This is a genomic window from Phenylobacterium sp., assembly GCF_046463815.1.
In the GTDB taxonomy this organism is placed as follows: Bacteria; Pseudomonadota; Alphaproteobacteria; order Caulobacterales; family Caulobacteraceae; genus Phenylobacterium.
The window spans coordinates 129,349-150,706 of sequence record NZ_JBKBRO010000002.1; the positions used below are offsets into that span (position 1 = coordinate 129,349).

The 21,358-nt window shown below is 70.9% G+C and carries 18 protein-coding genes; 5 read left to right on the forward strand and 13 right to left on the reverse strand.

What is annotated here, in order from left to right:
- Positions 1–53: 53 nt before the first annotated feature.
- Positions 54–1,106 (forward strand): LacI family DNA-binding transcriptional regulator, encoded by a 1,053-nt coding sequence (locus ACK4TT_RS01800; RefSeq protein WP_410212209.1) that lies wholly within the window; start codon positions 54–56, stop codon positions 1,104–1,106.
- Here ACK4TT_RS01800 and ACK4TT_RS01805 read toward each other — a convergent pair.
- Genes ACK4TT_RS01805 through ACK4TT_RS01815 form a run of 3 tightly spaced genes read right to left on the reverse strand, consistent with a single transcriptional unit; the run spans position 1,103 to position 3,643 of the window.
- A complete protein-coding gene (locus ACK4TT_RS01805; RefSeq protein WP_410212210.1) occupies positions 1,103–1,516 on the reverse strand; it encodes a cupin domain-containing protein in 414 nt (137 codons plus the stop codon). The genes ACK4TT_RS01800 and ACK4TT_RS01805 overlap by 4 nt on opposite strands.
- Positions 1,513–2,799: an MFS transporter gene (locus tag ACK4TT_RS01810; protein ID WP_410212211.1), complete on the reverse strand. Its 1,287-nt coding sequence runs from the start codon at positions 2,797–2,799 to the stop codon at positions 1,513–1,515. The genes ACK4TT_RS01805 and ACK4TT_RS01810 overlap by 4 nt, the downstream gene beginning before the upstream one ends.
- Positions 2,774–3,643: a 2-keto-4-pentenoate hydratase gene (locus tag ACK4TT_RS01815; RefSeq protein ID WP_409633979.1), complete on the reverse strand. Its 870-nt coding sequence runs from the start codon at positions 3,641–3,643 to the stop codon at positions 2,774–2,776. The genes ACK4TT_RS01810 and ACK4TT_RS01815 overlap by 26 nt, the downstream gene beginning before the upstream one ends.
- A gap of 246 nt (positions 3,644–3,889) precedes the next feature.
- Between ACK4TT_RS01815 and uxaC the strand changes: the two genes are divergently transcribed.
- The 3 genes from uxaC to kduD are packed head-to-tail and all read left to right on the forward strand — an operon-like array spanning position 3,890 to position 6,940.
- Positions 3,890–5,332: a glucuronate isomerase gene (uxaC, locus tag ACK4TT_RS01820; protein WP_409633982.1), complete on the forward strand. Its 1,443-nt coding sequence runs from the start codon at positions 3,890–3,892 to the stop codon at positions 5,330–5,332.
- Positions 5,333–5,345: 13 nt separating this feature from the next.
- Complete coding sequence (gene kduI / locus ACK4TT_RS01825; protein WP_409633985.1) at positions 5,346–6,182, forward strand: 5-dehydro-4-deoxy-D-glucuronate isomerase; 837 nt, start codon at positions 5,346–5,348, stop codon at positions 6,180–6,182.
- A complete protein-coding gene (gene kduD, locus ACK4TT_RS01830; protein ID WP_410212212.1) occupies positions 6,179–6,940 on the forward strand; it encodes a 2-dehydro-3-deoxy-D-gluconate 5-dehydrogenase KduD in 762 nt (253 codons plus the stop codon). The genes kduI and kduD overlap by 4 nt, the downstream gene beginning before the upstream one ends.
- A gap of 1 nt (position 6,941) precedes the next feature.
- On the opposite strand, the gene ACK4TT_RS01835 is transcribed toward kduD, so the two are convergent.
- The gene (locus ACK4TT_RS01835) at positions 6,942–8,522 is read right to left on the reverse strand and encodes a carboxylesterase/lipase family protein (RefSeq protein ID WP_410212213.1); all 1,581 of its coding nucleotides are present in this window, start codon (positions 8,520–8,522) and stop codon (positions 6,942–6,944) included.
- Positions 8,523–8,690: 168 nt separating this feature from the next.
- On the opposite strand from ACK4TT_RS01835, the gene ACK4TT_RS01840 reads away from it, so the two are divergent.
- A complete protein-coding gene (locus ACK4TT_RS01840) occupies positions 8,691–10,181 on the forward strand; it encodes a pectate lyase (RefSeq protein ID WP_410212214.1) in 1,491 nt (496 codons plus the stop codon).
- A gap of 175 nt (positions 10,182–10,356) precedes the next feature.
- Here ACK4TT_RS01840 and ACK4TT_RS01845 read toward each other — a convergent pair whose 3' ends face one another.
- The 9 genes from ACK4TT_RS01845 to ACK4TT_RS01885 all read right to left on the reverse strand — a co-directional run bounded on the left by ACK4TT_RS01845 (position 10,357) and on the right by ACK4TT_RS01885 (position 21,357).
- The gene (locus ACK4TT_RS01845; RefSeq protein WP_410212215.1) at positions 10,357–10,818 is read right to left on the reverse strand and encodes a hypothetical protein; all 462 of its coding nucleotides are present in this window, start codon (positions 10,816–10,818) and stop codon (positions 10,357–10,359) included.
- A gap of 20 nt (positions 10,819–10,838) precedes the next feature.
- Positions 10,839–11,813: an alpha/beta hydrolase gene (locus tag ACK4TT_RS01850; protein WP_410212216.1), complete on the reverse strand. Its 975-nt coding sequence runs from the start codon at positions 11,811–11,813 to the stop codon at positions 10,839–10,841.
- A 66-nt stretch (positions 11,814–11,879) separates the two neighbouring features.
- Complete coding sequence (locus ACK4TT_RS01855; protein WP_410212217.1) at positions 11,880–12,836, reverse strand: DUF454 family protein; 957 nt, start codon at positions 12,834–12,836, stop codon at positions 11,880–11,882.
- A 64-nt stretch (positions 12,837–12,900) separates the two neighbouring features.
- A complete protein-coding gene (locus tag ACK4TT_RS01860) occupies positions 12,901–13,455 on the reverse strand; it encodes a hemerythrin domain-containing protein (RefSeq protein WP_410212218.1) in 555 nt (184 codons plus the stop codon).
- 35 nt (positions 13,456–13,490) lie between these two features.
- Positions 13,491–14,603 (reverse strand): peptidylprolyl isomerase, encoded by a 1,113-nt coding sequence (locus ACK4TT_RS01865; protein WP_410212219.1) that lies wholly within the window; start codon positions 14,601–14,603, stop codon positions 13,491–13,493.
- A 4-nt stretch (positions 14,604–14,607) separates the two neighbouring features.
- Positions 14,608–15,381, reverse strand: a complete 774-nt coding sequence (narI, locus tag ACK4TT_RS01870; protein WP_410212220.1) for a respiratory nitrate reductase subunit gamma — start codon at positions 15,379–15,381, stop codon at positions 14,608–14,610.
- Between the two features lie 11 nt (positions 15,382–15,392).
- Entirely contained in the window at positions 15,393–16,100 is a 708-nt protein-coding gene (gene narJ, locus ACK4TT_RS01875) for a nitrate reductase molybdenum cofactor assembly chaperone (RefSeq protein ID WP_410212221.1), read from the reverse strand.
- Between the two features lie 5 nt (positions 16,101–16,105).
- Complete coding sequence (narH, locus tag ACK4TT_RS01880) at positions 16,106–17,629, reverse strand: nitrate reductase subunit beta (protein WP_410212222.1); 1,524 nt, start codon at positions 17,627–17,629, stop codon at positions 16,106–16,108.
- On the reverse strand, positions 17,629–21,357 hold the full coding sequence (locus ACK4TT_RS01885) for a nitrate reductase subunit alpha (protein WP_410212223.1): 3,729 nt from the start codon (positions 21,355–21,357) through the stop codon (positions 17,629–17,631). The genes narH and ACK4TT_RS01885 overlap by 1 nt, the downstream gene beginning before the upstream one ends.
- Position 21,358 lies beyond the last annotated feature (1 nt).

The following is a 21,358-nucleotide window of genomic DNA, read 5'->3' on the forward strand; positions in this document are numbered from 1 at the left end:
GGGCTGCGCCGCCCCGCTTCGGACGTCGCGCACGCATGGATGAAGGCCGCTTGATGAAGAAGGCGCCGCGCGCTCAGGACCAGACGACGGACGCGCCCCGGCGGCGGCCGACGATCAACGACATCGCCCGCCTGGCGGGGGTGTCGAAGAAGACCGTGTCGCGGGTGATCAACGCCTCGCCGTTCGTGCACGCCGAGACCCGCGAGCGCATCCAGGCGGTGATCGCCGAGCTGGGCTATGCGCCCGACCCCCAGGCCCGCGGCCTGGCCTACGGCCGCGCGTTCCTGATCGGCCTCGTCTACGACAACCCCAATCCGCAGTACGTCGTGAACATGCAGCTCGGCCTGCTGGACGGGATGCGCGGCTCGGGCTTCGAGCTGGTGGTCCATCCGTGCGACCGGGAGAGCCCCACCTTCCTGGAGGACCTGCGCGCCTTCGTGGAACGCCAGCGGCTGTACGGCGTGGTGTTGACGCCGTCGGTGTCGGAGGACGAGCGGGCGGCCAGGCTGATGGCCGAGATCGGGTGCGCCTACGTCCGCGTGGCCTCGGTGAGCCTGGACGCGCCCGAGCACATGATCGAGACCCGCGACCGGCTGGGCGGGCGCGAGGCGGCCGGGCACCTGGCGGACCTGGGCCACACGCGCATCGGCTTCATCTCGGGGCCGCCCTCCTTCCGCTCCTCGCACGAGCGGCGCTCGGGCTTCGAGGAGGCGCTCGCCGAACGTGGCCTGACGCTGGCCAAGTCCCATGCGCTGACGGGCGGCTACACCTTCGAGTCGGGGATCGAGCGGGGGCGCGAGCTGCTCGCCATGGACCCGCGGCCCACGGCGATCTTCGCGGCCAACGACGAGATGGCGGCGGGCGTGCTGCAGGCGGCCCGCCAGCTCGGGCTGGAAATCCCGCGCGACGTCTCGGTGGTCGGCTTCGACGACTTCCAGATCGCCTCCAGGCTCTGGCCCGCGCTGACGACCGTCCGCACCCCGACGCGCGAGATCGGCCGGCTGGCCGTGGAGCGCCTGCTGGGCCGCGACGACGACGAGCGCGACCCGAAGAAGCGCCTGCCGAGCCTGGTGGTGCGCGACTCCACCGCCCCGCCGCCAACCTAGGACTTGGGGGGCAGCGGGTAGGAGATGATGAGCGCCAGGTCCTCGTCGCCGACCTGGACCGCGCCGACGTTGGCTCCCGCGTACAGGTAGGCCGCGCCGCCCGGACCCAGCCGGCGGGTCACGCCGTCCGAGGTGACGTCCGCCTGGCCGGAGACGACGTAATAGACCTCGTCGTGATCGATCACGTGCAGCCCGATGGTCGCGCCCCGGTGCAGGACTCGCTTGCGGAACTCCATGGTCCGCCCCGGCGCGGCGTCCGAGATGCGGTAGGCGGTGCTCATCCCCTTGCCGTCGTGCGGTGGGCGTTCCTGGCGGACCACGTCGGCTTCGTTCACGAACACGGCAGGCGGCGCGGCGAGGGCCGGCGCGCCGATCGCCCAGGCGGCGAGGAGGACGGCGGCCGGCCTCATAGCCGGACGGGCTCCATCCTGGGCGTCAGCAGGTGCACGGCCAGGAGCGCCAGCAGGTAGGCCGAGGCCGCGACCACGAAGATCGGCGTGTAGGTCCCGATCTGCTCCAGCACGTAGCCGGCGTACTTCGACATCACCATGCCGCCGATGGCGCCCAGCATGCCGCCGATGCCCACGACCGAGCCCACCGCCGCCCGGGGGAAGACGTCGCTCGGCAGGGTGTAGAGGTTGGCCGAGAAGCCCTGGTGGGCAGCCGTCGCCACGCCGATGATCAGCACGGCCAGCCACAGGTTCGAGGCGAACGCCGCGAAAGCGACGGGGAGCGCAAGCAGGGCGCAGATCAGCATGGTGGTCTTGCGCGCCCGGTTCACCGACCAGCCCAGGTGCATGAAGCGTGACGACATCCAGCCGCCGGCCACGCTGCCCACGTCCGACAGCAGATAGATGACCACGAGCGGCGGCCCGAAGGTCTTCAGGTCGAGGCCATGGCGTTTGCCCAGGAAGTCGGGCAGCCAGAAGAGGAACATCCACCAGACCGGGTCGATCAGGAACTTGCCGATCGCATAGGCCCAGGTCTCGCGGTAGCGGAGCAGCTTCGTCCAGGCGACCTTCTCGACCGTGTCGGCCGGGTCGCTCTCGATGTGGGCGAGTTCGGCCTGGGTCAGCCGTTTGTGCTCGCGGGGGCGCTTGTAGACCAGGAGCCAGATCGGCAGCCAGACGAGGCCCGCCACGCCGGTGACGATGAAGGCCGCCTGCCAGCCCCAGGCGAGCACGATGGCCGGGACGACCAGCGGCGTGACGATGGCGCCGATGTTGGTGCCGGCGTTGAAGAGGCCCGTGGCCAGCGCCCGTTCCTTCTTCGGGAACCACTCGGCCACCGCCTTGATCCCGCCCGGAAAGGCGCCGCCCTCGCCCAGGCCAAGGACGATCCGGGCGAACATGAAACCGCCCAGCGAGCGCGCGCCGGCCGTGGCGATGTGGCCGATGTGCCAGATGAGGAAGGCCAGGGCGAAGCCCCAGCGGGCGCCGATCCGGTCGATGACCCGGCCCCAGGCGAGGTAGGCCACGGCGTAGGCGGCCTGGAACCAGAAGACCAGGTCGGCATAGTCCGTCTCGCTCCAGCCGAACTCGGCCGTCAGATCGGCCTTGAGCAGGCCGATCGTCTGGCGGTCGACGTAGTTGATCACCATCGCGGCGAACAGCAGGGCCACGACGACCCAACGGTAGCGCCCGACGGCGGCGGATGGCGCGGCGGCGTCAGTCCGGTCGGCTGCGGTGGTCATCGGTGGATCCTCCCTGGTCCTTCGGCGTCGCGGGAACCGCTTCGCAGCGGATCTCGGCCACGTCGCCGAAGACGATGCGGGCCGATTGTCCGGCCTCGATGTCATGGATGCCGCTGGCGGCGCCGGTCGTCACCATCTGTCCGGCCTTCAGCGGCCGGCCGCGGCCCGCGCAGGCGCCCAGCAGAAAGGCGAGCGAGGCGGCAGGTCCCCCCGGGATCGACTGGGGCGAGCCCCGGCCCGCCAGCTTGCCGTCCACATAGGCCTCGCAGGACGGGACGGCGTCCGGGCGTTCGCGCCAGCCGGGAATGGGCGGGCCCACGACCAGGCCGGCGTTGTTGCCGAAGTCGGACGCCACGACCTTGGGGCCCAGCACATTGATGGTGGACAGCGGGCTGCCGGCCAGTTCGACGCCGGCCAGCATGTCCTCGACCAGGGCCAACGCCTCCTCGGGCGTCCAGTCGGCCTTGCCCTCGGGCGCGTCGGCGCCCAGGCGGAAGACGTACTCGGCCTCCACCGCCGAGAAGCCTCCGGGAATCACTGGGAGCGGCGTCGGTCGCGCCGGGTCGGCGAGCCAGACATTGCCGGCGAACACCGGGCCCATGACGCGCGCCGCGCCGAGCTCGGCCTGCAGGTCCTCGGGGATGCGGCCCACCTTCCAGCCGGCCACCGTGTCGGGCCACAGCCGGATCGCCGCTTCCTGGGCCTCGTAGCCCTGCGCCAGCCCGGCGGGCAGGGGGCCGGGGAAGCCAGGCAGCGCGCGCGCGGCGCGTCTCGCCTCCACGAAGGCGCGGGCCACGGCGTTCGGGTCGAAGCGGGTCGCGGGCTCGGCCGCCGGAACGGTCACTTCCTGTCGTCCTCCGGCCGGTCCGTTCCCGGTCTCGGCTTTGTCGTTCTGAAGGGGGCGGGGCGGTTCGCGCCGCCCCTGCGTCGGCGCGCACATTGTGGCGCCGGGTAACCGGTGTCAATTTGACGGCGGCGGCGATTTCTGTCGAGCATTCTCGTGAACATCCCCGGCCCTGCGGCGTCGGCCCAAACGGCTTGCGTAGCCATATGACACCGGTTACCAGACCGGACCAAAGGGAGGAAGGCCATGCCAAGGCCGCTGAGGCTCGATCCGGACCGCCTGTTCCCGGCCGAACCGGCCACGCGCGCGGTCGCCCGGCGGCTCTACGCGCAGACCAAGGGCCTGCCGATCATCAGCCCGCACGGCCACACCGATCCGGAATGGTTCGCCGGCGACGCGCCCTTTTCTGACGCCACGAGCCTGTTCCTGGCGCCGGACCACTACCTCTACCGGATGCTCTATTCGCAAGGGGTCCCGCTGGAGCGCCTGGGCGTGGCGTCGAAGGCCGGGCCGTCGTCGGCCGACCCGCGCGAGGCCTGGCGGATCCTGGCGTCGAACATGCATCTCTTCCGGGGGACGCCGTCGTCCATGTGGCTGAACCACGTGTTCGGCGAGGTCTTCGGCTTCGACGTCGAGCTGTCGGCCGAGACGGCGGACCTCTACTTCGACCGCATCGGCGAGGCGCTGCGCACCGAGGCCTTCCGGCCGCGGGCGCTGTTCGAACGCTTCAACATCGAGCTCCTGGCCACCACCGAGAGCCCCACCGACGATCTGCGCCACCACAAGGCCATGCGGGCCAGCGGCTGGAAGGGCCGGGTGGTCACCGCCTACCGCCCCGATCCCGTCATCGACGCCGAGCACGAGGACTTCCGGGCGAGCCTCGTCCGCTTCGGCGAACTGACCGGCCAGGACGTGGAGAGCTGGACGGGCTACCTGGAGGCGCACCGGATGCGCCGGGCCGCCTTCATGGAGATGGGCGCCACCTCCACCGACCATGGCCACCCGACGGCGGCCACCGCCGACCTCGCCGACGCCGAGGCCGAGGCCCTGTTCCGCAAGCTGCTGGGCGGGGACTTCACGCCCGCCGACGCCGAGCTGTTCCGGGCCCAGATGCTGACCGAGATGGCCCGCATGAGCCTGGACGACGGGCTGGTCATGCAGATCCACCCCGGCTCGTTCCGCAACCACAACGCCGGCGTCTTCGCCCGTTATGGCCGCGACAAGGGCGCCGACATCCCCCAACGCACCGATTACGTCCGGGCCCTGAAGCCCCTGCTGGACCGCTTCGGCAACGAACGGGACCTGTCGGTGATCGTCTTCACCCTGGACGAGAGCGCCTACGCCCGCGAACTCGCGCCGCTGGCCGGCCACTATCCGGCCCTGAAGCTGGGGCCTGCCTGGTGGTTCCACGACAGCCCCGAGGGCATGCGCCGGTTCCGCGAGCAGACGACGGAGACGGCCGGCTTCTACAACACCGTCGGCTTCAACGACGACACGCGGGCCTTCCTGTCGATCCCGGCCCGCCACGACGTGGCCCGGCGCATCGACGCGGCCTTCCTGGCGCGCCTCGTGGCCGAGCACCGCCTGGACGAGGACGAGGCGGCCGAGACCGCCGTGGACCTCGCCTACAACCTGCCCAAGCGGGCCTACAAGCTGGACGCCCCGGCCCCGAAGCCGGCGTTCGCCTGAGGAAGGAAGCCTCGTGTTCAAGCGCATCTACCACGCCACCCACCCGGACATGATGGAGGGGGTCGACAACGACACCCTGCGCCGGCGCTACCTGATCGATGGGCTCTTCCAGCCCGGCGAGGTGGTGCTGAACTACACCCACTACGAGCGGTTCGTGATCGGCGGGGCCGCGCCGGAGGGTGAAGCGATCCGCCTGCCCGACCAGACCGAGCCGGAGAGCGCGGCGGGCCACCCGTTCCTGGAGCGCCGCGAACTGGGCGTCGTCAACGTCGCCGACGTGGCCGGGACCGTCACCGTCGACGGCCAGGCCTATGCGCTGGCGCCGAAGGACTGCCTCTATGTGCCGATGGGCTCGAAGGACGTGACCTTCGAGGGCGAGGGGGCGCGCTTCTACCTGGTCTCCACCCCGGCGCATGCGCGCTTCGAGACGAAACACCTGTCGATCGCCGACGCCGTGCCGCTGGAGCGGGGCGGGCTCGCGACCTCGAACGAGAGGACCATCTACCAGCTCGTCGTGCCGGCCACCTGCAAGTCGGCCCAGCTCCTGATGGGCCTGACCATCCTCAAGACCGGCAGCGTCTGGAACACCATGCCGCCGCACCTGCACGACCGGCGCAGCGAGGTCTATTTCTACTTCGACCTGGGGAAGGACGACCGGGTCTTCCACTTCATGGGCGAGCCCGACAAGGCCCGGCACATCGTCATGGCCAACGAGGAGGCGGTGGTCTCCCCCCCGTGGTCGATCCACATGGGGTCGGGAACCTCCAACTACGCCTTCATCTGGGCCATGGGCGGGGAGAACCTCGACTACACCGACATGCGCGTCCTCGACATCTGCCAGCTCAAATGACCGGGAGCCTCTTCAGCCTGGAGGGCAAGACAGCCCTCGTCACCGGCGCCAACACGGGCCTGGGGCAGGGCATCGCCGTGGGCCTGGCGCATGCGGGCGCCGATATCGTGGCCGTGGGCCGCAGCGCGCCGGACGAGACGGCGGAGATGGTGCGCAAGGCGGGCCGCAGGCTGCACGCCATACGCGCCGACCTCGGCTCCACCGAGCCGCTGGCGCGGGTGGTCGACGAGGCCTGGGCGGTCGCCGGCCAGGTGGACATCCTGGTCAACAACGCCGGGATCATCCGCCGGGCCGACAGCCTCGACTTCACCGAGGGCGACTGGGACGCGGTGATGGACACCAACCTGAAGTCGGTCTTCTTCCTGTCCCAGGCCGTCGCCCGGCGCTGGGTCGACGAGGGCCGGGGCGGCAAGATCATCAACGTGGTCTCGATGCTGAGCTTCCAGGGCGGCATCCGCGTGCCGTCCTACACCGCGTCCAAGAGCGGGCTGGCGGGCCTGACCAAGCTGCTCTGCAACGAGTGGGCGGGGAAGGGGATCAACGTCAACGCCATCGCCCCCGGCTACTTCGCCACCAACAACACCGAGGCGCTGCGGGCCGACGAGGGCCGCTCGAAGGAGATCCTGGCCCGCATCCCCGCCGGCCGCTGGGGCGAACCCTCGGACCTCGCCGGCGCCGCGGTGTTCCTGGCGAGCCGCGCGTCCGACTACATGCACGGCGCCATCGTGCCGGTGGACGGGGGATGGCTGGCGCGGTGACTCAGGTCCCCGGCTGGACGTAGGGGACGCGGTCGAAGAAGCGGCGCTCGGCCCCGCGCGGGTCGTCCTCCTGGCGGGAGGGGACGTCGAACACCATCGTCGGGCGGCGGGGCAGCGAATAGGGCGCCCAGCGGGGGACCGCCGCGCAGTTCGGGTCGCCGGTCCTGGCGAAGGCGAGGAACGCCTCGCTCATCTGGTCGGCCATGACCTGGGCCTCCGGTCCGATGGCCGTGGCGCCGGGCTGGCGGACGTTGTCGAACACGAACTGGATGTCCGAGGCGTGCGGCGCGCCGAACTTCCCGCCGTCCTTCGGCGTCGTCCAGTCGAGCTGGTAGGCCCATGTGGGATGGCCGGCCCGGGCGCGGGCCTTCAGCTCGATCAGCGCCCCGCGCCACGAGCGCGCCGCCGTGGTGGCCGCGAACAGCACGTCCGACGGCGAATAGTGCGGATAGAGCCGCCGGTACTCGGCGACCACCGCCTCGGGCAGGACGTCGACGCGCAGGTTGGGGAAGGTCAGCTTGGCCGGCAGCTCGTCCCAGGTGAGGGTGAAGTTCGACGGGTCGTTCCCCATGAAGGCGCGGGTCTCGTCGTGGGTGTTGCCGATGATCATGGGGATGGCCGCGCTCTGGGCCGGCGCGTCGGGATAGAACGGGTGGCGCTTCAGGTTCCGCTCGTCCAGCACCGGGCCGAAGTAGAGGCCGCCGAAGCCCAGCACCGGGTCCTCGATCGCCTGCGCCTCCACCAGTCGTTCGGTCGGGAGCGTCCGCAGGTCGGCGGCCTCCTCGGGCTTCAGCTTGAGCGCGTCGAGGAAGGCCCGCGTCCGCCGCGTGGCGTTCATCGGCCCCGACGCGGTGACCTGCTGGCCGCTCATGGTGGCGGCCCGGTGGAAGAGGCCCGAGGCGGCCGGCATGGCCATCAGGGTGGCGATCTTGGCCCCGCCGCCCGACTGGCCGAAGACGGTGACGTTGCCGGGATCGCCGCCGAACTCGGCGATGTTGTCCCGCACCCATTCCAGGGCCAGGACCAGGTCGAGCTGGCCGGCGTTTCCGCTGTCCGGCAGGCCGGGGACGAGACGGGCGAGATAGCCGTAGCCGAAGACGTTCAGCCGGTGGTTCAGCGTGACCACCACCACGTCGCCGCGCCGGGCCAGCCGTACCCCGTCGTAGAGCGGCGCCGAGCCCGAGCCGTTCGCATAGGCCCCGCCATGGATGTAGACCATCACGGGACGCTTCGCGGCGTCGCGCAGGCCCGGAGTCCATACGTTGAGGAACAGGCAGTCCTCCGAGGTCGATCCCACGCTCCGGTCGCGCTGCGGGCAGGCCCCGCCATACGCCGTGGCCTCAGCGATCCCGTTCCAGGGCGCGGGCGGATGCGGAGCCTGGAAGCGGAGCGGCCCGGTGTCGGCGCCGTAGCGGATGCCTCGGAAGGCGAGGATTCCCTGGTCGACATAGCCGCGCACGCGGCCGTGGCGGGTCCTGGCGATTGGCGATGGGGCGACCGGCGAGGCGGCCGCCACGGCGGGTGCGGCGGCCAGGCTGAGGGCGGCGCCCAGGGCGGTGCGGCGGGTGAGGTCATGGGCCATGGCGGCAGACTATGACACCGGTAGCAATTCGCGCTAGAACCTCCGCAACGAGAGGGAGGAGAGATGCGACGTCGGAGTGTTGTGGCCGGAATGGCCGGCGCGTTCCTGATGGCCTCTGCGGTCCCTGCCGCAGCCCAAGCTCCAAGCGGGGAGGCGGTTCTGGAGACGATGAAGCGGGCCACTCGCTTCATGGTCGAGAAGGCGGCGACCAACGGCGGCTATGTGTGGTCCTACACGGCCGACTTCTCCCGGCGGTGGGGTGAGCTGGAGGCCAAGCCCAGCATGGTCTGGGTCCAGCCGCCGGGGACGCCGACCATGGGCCACCTCTTCCTGGACGCCTACCACGCCACTGGGGACGACTATTACTACCGCGCCGCCGAACGGGCGGCCGAGGCCCTCATCTGGGGCCAGAAGCCCAGCGGCGGCTGGAACTACTTCATCGACTTCGGCGGCCCGGCCTCGACCCGCGACTGGTACGAGACCCTGGGCAAGAACGCCTGGCGGATGGAGGAATTCCAGCACGACTGGGGCAACGCCACCTTCGACGACGCCGGCACGTCCGAGGCCATGCAGTTCCTCCTTCGGCTCTACGTCGAGAAGCGCGACCCGCGCTGGAAGCCGCCTCTGGAACGGGCCATCGGCTTTGTGCTGGAGAGCCAGTATCCGGTCGGCGGCTGGCCGCAGCGTTGGCCGGTGAACCCGAAGTTCGAGGGCGACTACACCGGCTACATCACCTTCAACGACGACGTGGCCGGCGAGAACATCAAGTTCCTGACCATGGTGTACCAGGCCCTGGGGGACGAGCGGGTGCTGGACCCCATCAACCGGGCCATGACCAGCTTCCTGGTGACCCAGCAGGGCCAGCCGCAGCCCGGCTGGGCGTTGCAGTACACGCCCGACCTGAAGCCCGCCGCCGCCCGCAGCTACGAGCCCCGGGCGCTCGCCACCCACACCACGGCGACGAACGTCGAGCAGCTCATGACCTTCTACGAGCTGACGGGGGACACGAAGTTCCTGGCCCGCGTGCCCGAGGCGCTGGACTGGCTGGACCGGGTGAAGCTGAAGACGCCTCGGCCGGACGGGCGCACGCATCCCACGTTCATCGAGATCGGCACGGACCGGCCGCTCTACGTCCACCGCCGCGGCTCGAACGTCGTCAACGGCGCCTACTACGTCGACTACAGCCCCGAGCGGACGCTGGGTCACTACAGCGCCTTCCGGAAGATCGACGTGGCGGGCCTGCGCGCCCGCTACGAGCGCCTGAAGGCCACGCGCCCCGAGGAGGCGTCGCGCCATTCGCCGCTGAAGGCCCGGAACCTCGTCCCGCTGCCGCGCTACTTCGCCACCCGGGACCTGGCGACGTCGGACCTCAACGTCCACGCCCAGCGCGCGACGGCGCCGGACGCCGCGGCCGTCGGCCGACTCGTGGCCGGCCTGAACGCCGAGGGCTACTGGCCCACGCCGCTGGTGGCGGCCAGCCACCCCTATCGCGGCGACACCCCGCCCGCCCGGCCCGACGGCGACTACGCCACCACCCATGTGGGCGACCGCACCGACACCTCGCCCTATCCGGCCAAGGACCCGCCGCTGGGGATATCGACGGGCGCCTACATCCAGAACATGACGGTGCTGATCGACTGGCTCGGCGGGGGGCGGTGAGGCGGCGGTCCCGGGGCCACGATCCGATGCGCCCCCTTGATCGTCATGGCCGGGCTTGTCCCGGCCATCCATAGACACCGAGGGCGGCCGGATGCCGCCGCGCCTATCCTGCCCCGCCCGCGCTTCTGGGTGGCCGGGACAAGCCCGGCCATGACGAGCGCTTTCGATCTGCGCCTCAGTGCGGCCAGACTTCCTTCAGCACCTTGGCCTGGCCGTCCTTGACCATGACCTCGAGGGCAGGCGTCTCGGTGCGGCCGGGTGCGAAGAGCTCGTAGATGATCGCCCCGTCGGTCTGCCTGCTCTCGATCACGCGCACCGGATCGGGGCCCATCCAAGCCGGCCGGGCGGCCTCGCGCGCCGACGCCGGGACGGCGTACCAGGGGATGTCGCGCTGGATCTCCACCACCTCCCAGCCGGCCAGCGTCTGGAGCAGGTCGAGCTCGATCTCGGCGCCGTCGGCCAGGCGGCCCTCGACGTCGTAGTAGCGGCGGCCATCGCGCTCCTTCAGCTCGGCGTCGGTGATGGCCATGCCGGGCATGGCGGCCTTCACCTTGGCGGCCACCTCCGGCGGGACGGGCGCGGCCTGGGCGGCGCTCGCGGCGAACAGGAACAGCGTGAGGACGAGGACTGGACGCATGGCGATACTCCTCCCTTGGGTCAGCTTTTGACGAAGCCCTTCCGCGCCGCCCAGGCCAAGAACAGGTCGGGCCAGGCGGCGGCGGGCCTGCCCTGGATCAGGCGGATGCCGAAGCCGTGGCCGCCCTCCTCGAAGAGGTGCGCCTCGGCGGGGACGCGGGCGGCGCGAAGGGCGGCGAGATAGGCGAGGCTGTTGGCCACCGGCACGGAGTCGTCGTCCATGGCGTGGACGAGGAAGGTCGGCGGCGTGCGGGCGTTCACATGGCGATGCGGGGAGGCCGCCGCCTCGGCGTCGGGCGCGGGGGCGGAGCCTAGCAGGGCCTCGCGCGAGCCCCGGTGGGCGTGGGGCGGGCTCATGTCGATGACCGGGTACATCAGGCAGGCGAGGTCGGGCCGGGCGTCCTGCCCGTCGGCGGCGTCCAGTGGCGGGTAGGCGGCCTCGGCCCGCCGGGTGCAGAGCGTGGCGGCCACGTGACCGCCCGCCGAGAAGCCCATCACCGCGACGCGGGCCGGGTCGACCCCGAAGGCCGCGGCGTTCGAGCGGATCAGGCGCATGGCCCGCTGGGCGTCCTGCAGCGGGGCGGCGGTCCGGGGCGTCCAGCGGTCGCCGGGCAGGCGGTAGCGCAGGACGAAGGCGGTGACGCCGGCCGCGTTCAGCCGCCGGGCGGTCTCGAAGCCCTCCTTGTCGATCACCACGCGGACGTAGGCGCCGCCCGGGATCACCAGCACGGCCGCGCCGTTGGGGCGCGCAGGCCGGAAGACGGTCATCAGCGGCCGGGCGACTCCCGTGACGATGCGGTCCCGGAAGCCCGAGGTCGCGGCCCGGTCGCGGACCTCCTCGCGCGGCAGGACGGCGGGAGCGCCGGGCGGGAGTCGCGGCCAGAGCGGGACGATCTCGCCCGGATCGGCCGGCGCGATCGCGGCGACGGCGGGCGTGGCGGCCGCCGTCAGGCCGAGGCCCAGCATCGTGCGGCGGTGGAATCCGGCGTCCGTCATGCGCGCTCCCGCGAGGGATGACACCGGTAGCATTTCGGCCCGGGGCGAACCAGACCTGGGTCCCGCTCAGGCGGAGGGGCGCGTCAGCACGTAGCCGGCCACGGCCACCATGACCACGCCCACGCCGCCGACCGTCCAGACGCTGTGGGTCGTCAGCGCCAAGCCCGTCCAACTGGCGCTCATCATCACGACGGAAGCCGCCTTGGCCTTGGGCGGGATGGCGCGGCGGTCTTCCCAGTGGCGGATGTAGGGGCCGTACTTCGGATGGGCGCGGAGCTTGTCGGCGAGCTCGGGGGCGCCCCGGGCGAAGGCCCACAGCGCCACCAGCAGGAACGGCGTCGTCGGCAGGAGCGGCAGGAAGACGCCGGCGGCGGCCAGGCCCACGGCCGCGCCGCCCAACGCCCGATAGAAGAGGACATGGCGCCGACGCAGCGCCGGGCGCGGCTGCAGCGCCGTCAACTCCTCGGGCGTGTTGGCGCCCGCGAAGGGATCCTCCGGCTCCGCCGGCCACTCGACCTCGACCATGCCGCAATCGGCCGCGAAGCCCCGCAGGGAGGCGCGGCCGGAAGCCAGGTAAGCGGGCAGCCGCTCGGCGGCCTCGACCCGCCACAAGGCGCACACAGGATGCAGCACGCCGCCGCTGGAGGCGACGGCCACGGCCGCGCCGGGGACGAGGGCGGCGTCCAGGCGCGCCAGCAGGTCGGCCGGCAGGCGGGGCGTGTCGCAGGGCAGGATGAGCAGCCGGGTCGCGCCCTGGCTCCGCGCGAAGCCGAAGGCGGCGGCGAGCCCCGCGGCGGGGCCGGGGACGGCGGGATCGTCGAGGATCAGCGGCGCGTCGACCTCCTCGCCCGCCTGGCTTGGCTCGCGGACGGCCACCGCCACCCGTGGCGACCAACGCCGGGCCAACGTCAGGGCGTGGGCGAGCAGCGTCGCCCGGCCATAGCGGCGCAAGGGCTTGGCCCCGCCCATCCGGCGGCCTTCGCCTCCGGCCAGGACGACCGCGACGGTCGCGTGAGGATCCACCGGCGTCTCCCGAACGGTTCGCCCCTGGATGGGCGTCCGGCGTCGCGTTGGCAAGCCGCCAGGTTCAGGCGCGCAGGCGGGGCAACGACTCGCCGCGGCGGGCCGCGAGGCGTCGGCTGATCGTCCGGAGGTCGGCGGGGGTGAGCCGCAGGCGCGCGATCGGCAGCACGACGGCGTTCTCCAGGGCCAGGTGGTGCAGCTCGTGGCTCGCGAAGTCCAACAGGGCCAGCCGCGTGCCGTGATCGGCGCCCGGGGCCCGGCCCAGGTCCAGGCAGGTCTCCAGACGTCCGCGCACGAGGGCGGCGATGTCCACGTCGCCCTTGTGGTCGGCGCAGAGCAGCGAGAGCGCCTCCTCGATATTGTCCTCGGGCAACGCCCGGCGGCGCAGGAGCGGGAAGAGGCACTCCTCCTCGTCGGCCACGTGCAGGGGCAGGTCGTTGGCGAGGAAGTCGAGAAGGCGGCCGATCTGGGCGGCGTCGAACCGGCGGGCGACCGCGGCCTCGTTCACGAGCTTGCAGAAGTGCCGGTGCCGGCCGTGCTCGGCGAAGAACCAGTCCAGCGGCGCGGCCATCAGCTCGCGGGGGAGCGGTTCGATATCGGCGACTTGCAGGGTCATCATGGCCGGCCTCCTTCAGGCGGCGGGGCGAACGGACCTCAGGCGGGCGTCCGGCGGATGAGGGTGAAGGTCTGCTTCTGGGGAACGAGCTTCGAGCGGAGGACGGCGGCCAGGCCGGCCAGCGCCGGGTCCTCGGCGTCGCGGGCGGCCGAGATCAGGTTGGTCCAGCGCTCGTCGTTGGCCTCGGCCACGAACTCGGCCATGGCGGCCTGGACGAAGTCGGCCACCGGTTCGCCGGCGTCGCGGGCGGCCTGGCGCACACGCTCCAGCAGGCCGGGATCGACGGCCGCGAGCCAGGGCTCCAGCCGCGCGGCGGCGCCGGCGTCGGTGAGGAAATCACCCAGGGTGGCCGAGCCCTCGCGGACGCCGCCGTCGAGGGTGAGGGTCAGGGCGACGCCCCGGGCGCGGGCTTCGGCGGCGAGATCCGCCACATATCGGGCGGCCGCGGCGGTCCAGGCTCGGCTCTGCAGGTGCAGGCGGATGCGGGGCTCCACCAGGTCGAACGGCAGGTCCTGGCCGGGGAGCTTCCGGTCGAGGCGCAGGACGTGCCAGCCGAAGCGGGACAGCACGGGCTCGGCGGCGATCTCGCCGGGCTGCAGGGCGGTCAGCACGTCCTCGACCTCGGGGACGAGGTCCCCGGTCTGCAGCTGTCCCAACGAACCCCCGACCCCGGCGGAGGGGCAGTCGGAGAACGCGCGGGCGAACTCGCCGAACGGCGCCGCGCCGGCGATCACCCGCTGGATGATCTCGACGGCCCTGGCGCGGCCCTCGGCCAGCGCGGCGTCGTCGCCCGCCGGGACCTCGAGGAGGATGTGCGAGGCCTCGAACAAGGCCGGCGAGCGGAAGCGGCCGCGCTCGGCCTCGTAGACCCGCCGGCATTCGCCGGCCGAGGGCTCGGCCACGACGACCTCCAGGTCGAGCACCGCCCGGACCAGGGCCTCCTCGGGCGTCTCCTCGCGGCCGTCCTCGTCGTGTTCCGGCTGCGGAGCGAGGCCCAGCTCGTGGGCCCGGTTGAGCAGCAGGGCGCGGATGGCCAGGGCGTGGCCGGCGGCGTTGCGGGCCTCGGCGGCGGAAGCGCCGGGGTGGTTCTGGACCTCGCGGGCCAGCAGGGTCTCGGGGATCTCGACCCCGTCGAAGACGATCGTGCGCATGGGACTACTCCGCAGCCCGCAGGCGGCGGGCCTTCTGCGGCTGGGACCCGGCGTGGACGGGATAGACGGGGGCGGCGGGCTCGGGCCGCCGGGGCAGGGCCCGCTTGGTCCGCACCAGCTGCCAGCCGCGGCGGTTCAGGTACCAGACCGGCGCCGAGAGCATGTGGACCAGACGGGTGAAGGGGAAGACCAGCAGGATGGTCATGCCCAGCGCCAGGTGCGCCTTGAACACCCAGTGCGCGTCGGCGACGTAGTCCGCCACGCCGGGCCGGAAGGTGAAGACGCCTTGGGCCCAGTTCATGAACTTCACCATCTCGTGGCCGTCGCGGTGCTGCAGCGAGATCGGGATGGTCGAGAGGCCCAGGACGAGCTGGACCATCAGGATGATCAGGATGGCGGTGTCGCCGAAGCTGGAGTTGTTGCGGATCCGCGGATCGAACAGGCGCCGGTGCAGGAGCAGCCCGCCGCCGGCGAGCGCCAATAGGCCGGCTATGCCCCCGGCCACGATGGCCAGCATCTGCTTGGCGCCGTGCGGCACGCCCAGGGCGTCCCAGATGGCGATGGGGGTGAGCAGGCCCACGAAGTGGCCGGCGAAGATCATCAGCACGCCCAGGTGGAACAGCACAGAGCCGGTGACGAGCTGTCGGCGCCGCAGAAGCTGCGAGGAGCCGGTGCGCCAGGTGTAGGGTTCGCGGTCGAAGCGGATGACCGAGCCGATCACCAGCACCGAGAGCGCGATGTAGGGATAGACGCCGAACAGGACTTGGTTGAGGTCCATGGGGTGGCTCCTCAGGCCGCCGCCCCGGCGCGGGGCCGGGCCGGGCGGGGATTGGCGTTCATGGCCTTCACCAGCGCGTCGGCCTTCGGGCAGCCCACGTCGGAGGGACCGAAGGTGACGGCGGTCTCGGCCCAGAGCCTGTCCATGGCCTCGAGGTCGTCGGGGTTGTCGTCCGGCTCGGCCAGCAGGGCGGCCAGCGCCTCGGCGTCGGCCGGGTCGGCGGCCAGGGCGGCCAGCGCCCCGAACACCGCGCGATAGGCGCTCTGGCGCTTGTGCAGCCGATCGCCCAGGGCCGTGAGCACGTGGGCGGCCTCGCCAAGCAGGGAGGCGGCTTCGTCGTCGGGCAGGGTGGACAGGAATTCCAGGAACACCGGCAGGTGGTCCGGCAGCTCGTTGGCCGACAGCTCCAGGCCCTTGGACCGGTAGAGCTCCAGCAGGGCGACCATCGCCTGGCCGCGGTCGCGACTCTCGCCATGCACGTGCTCGTAGAGGTTCAGCGACAGCGAGCGGGTGCGGTCGAACAGCCAGACGTAGCGTTCCTGGGCCTCGTAGAGGTCGGCCGTCCCGATCTCCTCGACGAGCCTGGCCAGCGCGCGGCGGACGAGCGAGGGCAGGCGCCTGTCAGCCTCCAGGGTATCGGCGGCGGCGGGCAGCAGGGCGCGCGTGGCCTCGGTCGGGTAGCTCAGCAGGACGGCGAGCGCGCGGTAGGTGAGCGACATGGCCTTTACGCCTCCATCGGGGTCTTGGCGCGCTTGCGCTTGTCGGGGCCGAACAGGCCGAGCTCGGTGCGGCCGCCCGAGCAGCCGTTGCCGAAGGTGAAGCCGCACGAACCCTTCAGGTCGTAGGCGTCCTCGACCGTCTCGCGGTGCGTGGTCGGGATGACGAACCGGTCCTCGTAGTTGGCGATGGCCATGTAGCGGTACATCTCGTCCACCTGGGCGGCGGAGAGGCCGACACGCTCGCAGATGCGGTGGTCGATGCGGCCGTCGACGGTCTTGGCGCGCATGTAGCTGCGCATGGCCAGCATCCGCTCCAAGGCCTGGACGACCGGCGGTTCGTTCCCGGCGGTGAGCAGGTTGGCCAGGTATTTCACCGGGATGCGCAGCGACTTCACGTCGGGCATCTCGCCGTCCATCTCCAGCGCCCCGGCCGAGGCCGCCGACTGGATGGGCGAGAGCGGCGGCACGTACCAGACCATCGGCAGGGTCCGGTATTCCGGGTGGAGCGGGAAGGCGACCTTCCAGTCCATGGCCATCTTCCAGACCGGGCTCGCGCGCGCGGCCTCCAGCCAGGCTTCGGGCACGCCGTCGGCGCGGGCCTGGGCGATCACCGCCGGATCGTTGGGGTCCAGGAAGACGTCGAGCTGGGCCTGATAGAGGTCCTTCTCGTCCGGTTCGGCGGCCGCGGCCTCGATCTTGTCGGCGTCATAGAGCAGGACGCCCAGGTAGCGGATGCGGCCCACGCAGGTCTCGGAGCAGACCGTCGGCTGGCCCACCTCGATGCGCGGGAAGCAGAAGGTGCACTTCTCGGACTTACCGCTTTCCCAGTTGTAGTAGATCTTCTTGTAGGGGCAGGCCGAGACGCACATCCGCCAGCCGCGGCACTTGTCCTGGTCGATCAGGACGATGCCGTCCTCCTCGCGCTTGTAGATCGCGCCCGAGGGGCAGGCCGCGACGCACGCCGGGTTCAGGCAGTGCTCGCAGAGCCTGGGCAGGTACATCATGAAGGTGTTCTCGAACTGGCCGTAGATCTCCTTCTCGACCCCTTCGAAGTTGTAGTCGGCCGACCGCTTGGCGAACTCGCCGCCCAGGATCTCCTCCCAGTTGGGCCCCCACTCGATCTTCTCCATCCGCTCGCCGGTCAGCTTGGAACGCGGCCGGGCGGTGGGGAACGCCTTCATCTCCGGCGCCGTCTGCAGGTGTCCGTAGTCGAAGTCGAAGGGCTCGTAGTAGTCGTCGATCTCGGGCAGGTCGGGATTGGCGAAGATCTTCGCCAGGATCCGCCACTTGGCGCCCATCTTCGGCTCGATCTTGCCGTTGGCCTTGCGGACCCAGCCGCCGTTCCAGCGCTTCTGGTTCTCCCAGTCCTTGGGATAGCCGACGCCGGGCTTGGTCTCGACGTTGTTGAACCAGGCGTATTCGACGCCCTGGCGGTTGGTCCACACGTTCTTGCAGGTCACCGAGCAGGTGTGACACCCGATGCACTTGTCGAGGTTCAACACCATCCCGATCTGGGCGCGGACTTTCATTACGCGGGCTCCTTGGTCGAGGCGGCGTCATCCAGCCAGTCGACCTTCTTCATCTTGCGGACCACGACGAACTCGTCCCGGTTGGCGCCCACGGTCCCGTAGTAGTTGAAGCCGTAGGAGAGCTGGGCGTAGCCGCCGATCATGTGCGTGGGCTTGGGCACCGTGCGGGTGACCGAGTTGTGGATGCCGCCGCGCTGGCCGGTGATCTCGGACCCCGGCGTGTTCACGATCTTCTCCTGCGCGTGGTACATGAAGGTCGTCCCTTCACGGATGCGCTGGGAGACCACCGCGCGGGCGGCGAGCGCGCCGTTGGCGTTGAAGACCTCGATCCAGTCGTTGTCCTCGATCCCGGCCTTCCTGGCGTCCGTCTCCGAGATCCACACCACCGGGCCGCCGCGGTTCAGCGTCAGCATCAGGAGGTTGTCGGAATAGGTGGAGTGGATGCCCCACTTCTGGTGCGGGGTGATGAAGTTCAGGACGATCTCGGCCTCGCCGTTGGGCTTCTCGCCCTTCACGTGCGTGGTCTTCAGGTCTACGGGCGGGCGATAGACGCAGAGCGCCTCGCCGAAGGCCCGCATCCAGAGGTGGTCCTGGTAGAGCTGCTGGCGTCCCGTCAGGGTCCGCCACGGGATCAGCTCGTGCACGTTGGTGTAGCCGGCGTTGTAGCAGACCTTCTCGCTCTCCAGACCCGACCAGATCGGCGAGGAGATGATCTTCCGCGGCTGGGCGAGCAGGTCGCGGAAGCGGATCTTCTCGTCCTCCTTGGGGACGGCCAGGTGCGTGTGCTCGCGCCCGGTCTGCTTCTCCAGCGCCTCCCAGGCCTTGACCGCGACCTCGCCGTTGGTCTCGGGCGCCAGCATGAGGATGGTCTCGCAGGCGTCGACGTCGGTCTCGATCTTGGGCAGGCCCTCGGTCGCGCCGGGCTCCAGCACCTCGCCGTTCAGCTCGCCCAGCAGGGCGACCTCGTGCTCGGTGTTCCAGGCTAGGCCCTTGCCGCCGTTGCCGACCTTGGTCATCAGCGGGCCCAGCGCCGTGAAGCGCTTGTAGAGGTTGGGATAGTCCCGCTCGACGACGGTGATCTGGGGCATGGTCTTGCCCGGGATCGGGTCGCATTCGCCGGCGTACCAGTCCTTCACGTCGAACGGCTGGGCGAGCTCCCCGGCGCTGTCGTGCTGGATGGGGGTGAGGACGACGTCCTTCTCCACGCCCAGGACCTCGGGGGCGACCTCGGAGAACTTTCGGGCGATGGCCTTGAAGATCTCCCAGTCGGACTTCGACTCCCACGCCGGGTCCACGGCCGCCGACAGCGGGTGGATGAAGGGGTGCATGTCCGAGGTGTTGAGGTCGTTCTTCTCGTACCAGGTGGCCGTCGGCAGGACGATGTCGGAGTAGACCGCCGTCGTGGACATCCGGAAGTCGAGGGTGACCAGGAGGTCGAGCTTCCCTTCCGGGGCCGCGTCGTGCCAGGCGACGTCGCGCGGCTTCTGCCGGCCCATCTCGCCCAGGTCCTTGCCCTGGATCCCGTGGGCGGCGCCCAGGAGGTGCTTCAGGAAGTACTCGTGGCCTTTGCCGGACGAGCCCAGCAGGTTCGAGCGCCAGACGAACATGTTGCGCGGCCAGTTGGCCGGGTCGTCCGGGTCCATGCAGGACATCTCGAGCTTGCGGGCCTTCAGCTCGCGCACCGCATAGACCTTGGGGTCGACGCCCTCCGCTTCGGCGGCGCGGGCGACCTCCAGGGGATTGGTCTTCAGCGCCGGCGCCGAGGGCAGCCAGCCCATCCGCTCGGCCCGGGCGTTGAAGTCGATCAGCGAGGCGTCCCAGGGCCCTTCCGGCGCCGTCGGCGACAGGATCTCGGACGCGGCGACCGTCTCGTACCGGAACTGGTCGGTGTGGGCGTAGAAGAACGAGGTGGAGTTCTGCTGGCGAGGCGGGCGGATCCAGTCGGTGGCGAAGGCGAGCGGCGCCCAGCCGGTCTGGGGACGCAGCTTCTCCTGGCCGACGTAGTGGCTCCAGCCGCCGCCCGACTGGCCCACGCACCCGCACATCACCAGCATGTTGATGACGCCGCGGTAGTTCATGTCCATGTGGAACCAGTGGTTCATCGCTGCCCCGATGATCACCATCGACTTGCCGCCGGTCTTCTCGGCGTTGGTCGCGAAACCCCGGGCCACGGCGACGATCTGGTCGCGCGGGACGGTGGTGATCTGCTCGGCCCACGCGGGCGAGTAGGGCTGCGGGTCGTTGAAGTCCGCCGGCATGTGCTCGCCGCCGAAGCCCTGGTCGACGCCGTAGTTGGCGAGGAACAGGTCGTAGACGCTGGCCACCAGCGCCTCGCCGTCCTTCAGCTTCAGCCTCTTCACCGGCACGTTGCGGACGAGGACGTCCGGATGGTCGGTGGAGGCGAAACCGTTGGAGGCCGAGTTGGCGAAATAGGGGAAGCGGACGGGGGCGACCTCGTCGTGCACGCCCTTGAGGCCCAGGCGCAGCACCGTGTCACGGCCGGCCGCGTCCCGCTCTTCCAGGTTCCACTTGCCGTCCTCGCCCCAGCGGAAGCCGATGGAGCCGTTGGGGACGACGATCTGGCCCGTGGTTTCGTCGACCGCGACCGTCTTCCATTCGGGATTGTTGGCCTGGCCGAGCGCATCGTCGAAGTCGGCCGCGCGCAGCAGGCGTTCGGAGACGTAGCCGTCTCCCTGCGGGACCAGGCGCACCAGCATGGGCAGGTCGGAGTATTTCCGGACATAGTCGCGGAAGTAGGGGACCTGCCGGTCGACGTGGAATTCCTTGAGGATCACGTGGCCGAAGGCCATGGCGAGCGCGGCGTCCGTGCCCTGCTTCACCGGCAGCCAGAGGTCCGAGAACTTCGAGGCCTCGGAGTAGTCGGGGCAGATCACCACCGACTTGGCGCCGCGGTAGCGGGCCTCGGTGTAGAAGTGGGCGTCGGGCGTGCGGGTCTGCGGGACGTTCGAGCCCCACAGCATCAGGAAGCCCGAGTTGTACCAGTCGGCGCTCTCGGCCACGTCGGTCTGCTCGCCCCAGGTCTGGGGCGAGGAGGGCGGCAGGTCGCAGTACCAGTCGTAGAACGAGCCGCAGACCCCGCCCAGGAGCTGCAGGTAGCGCGCGCCGGCGGCGTAGGAGACCATCGACATGGCCGGGATCGGCGAGAAACCGAACACCCGGTCCGGGCCCCACTGCTTGACCGTGTGGGCGTTGGCCGCGGCCACGATCTCGGTGACCTCGTCCCAGGTGGCGCGGACGAAGCCGCCCGATCCGCGCATCGAGGTGTAGGACCTGCGCTTGGCGGCGTCGTTCTGGATCGACGCCCAGGCGGCGACCGGCGCCAGGGTCGCCCGCGCCTCGCGCCACAGCTTGAGGAGGCGCGAGCGGACCAGCGGGTATTTCACCCGGTTGGCCGAGTAGAGGTACCAGCTGTAGCTGGCGCCCCGGGCGCAGCCGCGCGGCTCGTGGTTGGGCAGCTCGGGCCGCGTGCGCGGATAGTCGGTCTGCTGGGTTTCCCAGGTGACGATCCCGCCCTTGACGTAGATCTTCCACGAGCAGGAGCCCGTGCAGTTCACGCCGTGGGTGGAGCGGACGATCTTGTCGTGGCGCCAACGGGACCGGTAGGCCTCCTCCCACGCCCGGTCTTCGTCGTTCATGACGCCGTGGCCGTTGGAGAAGAGCTCCGTCTTGCGCGTGAAGAACGCGAGGCGGTCGAGGGTATGGCTCATA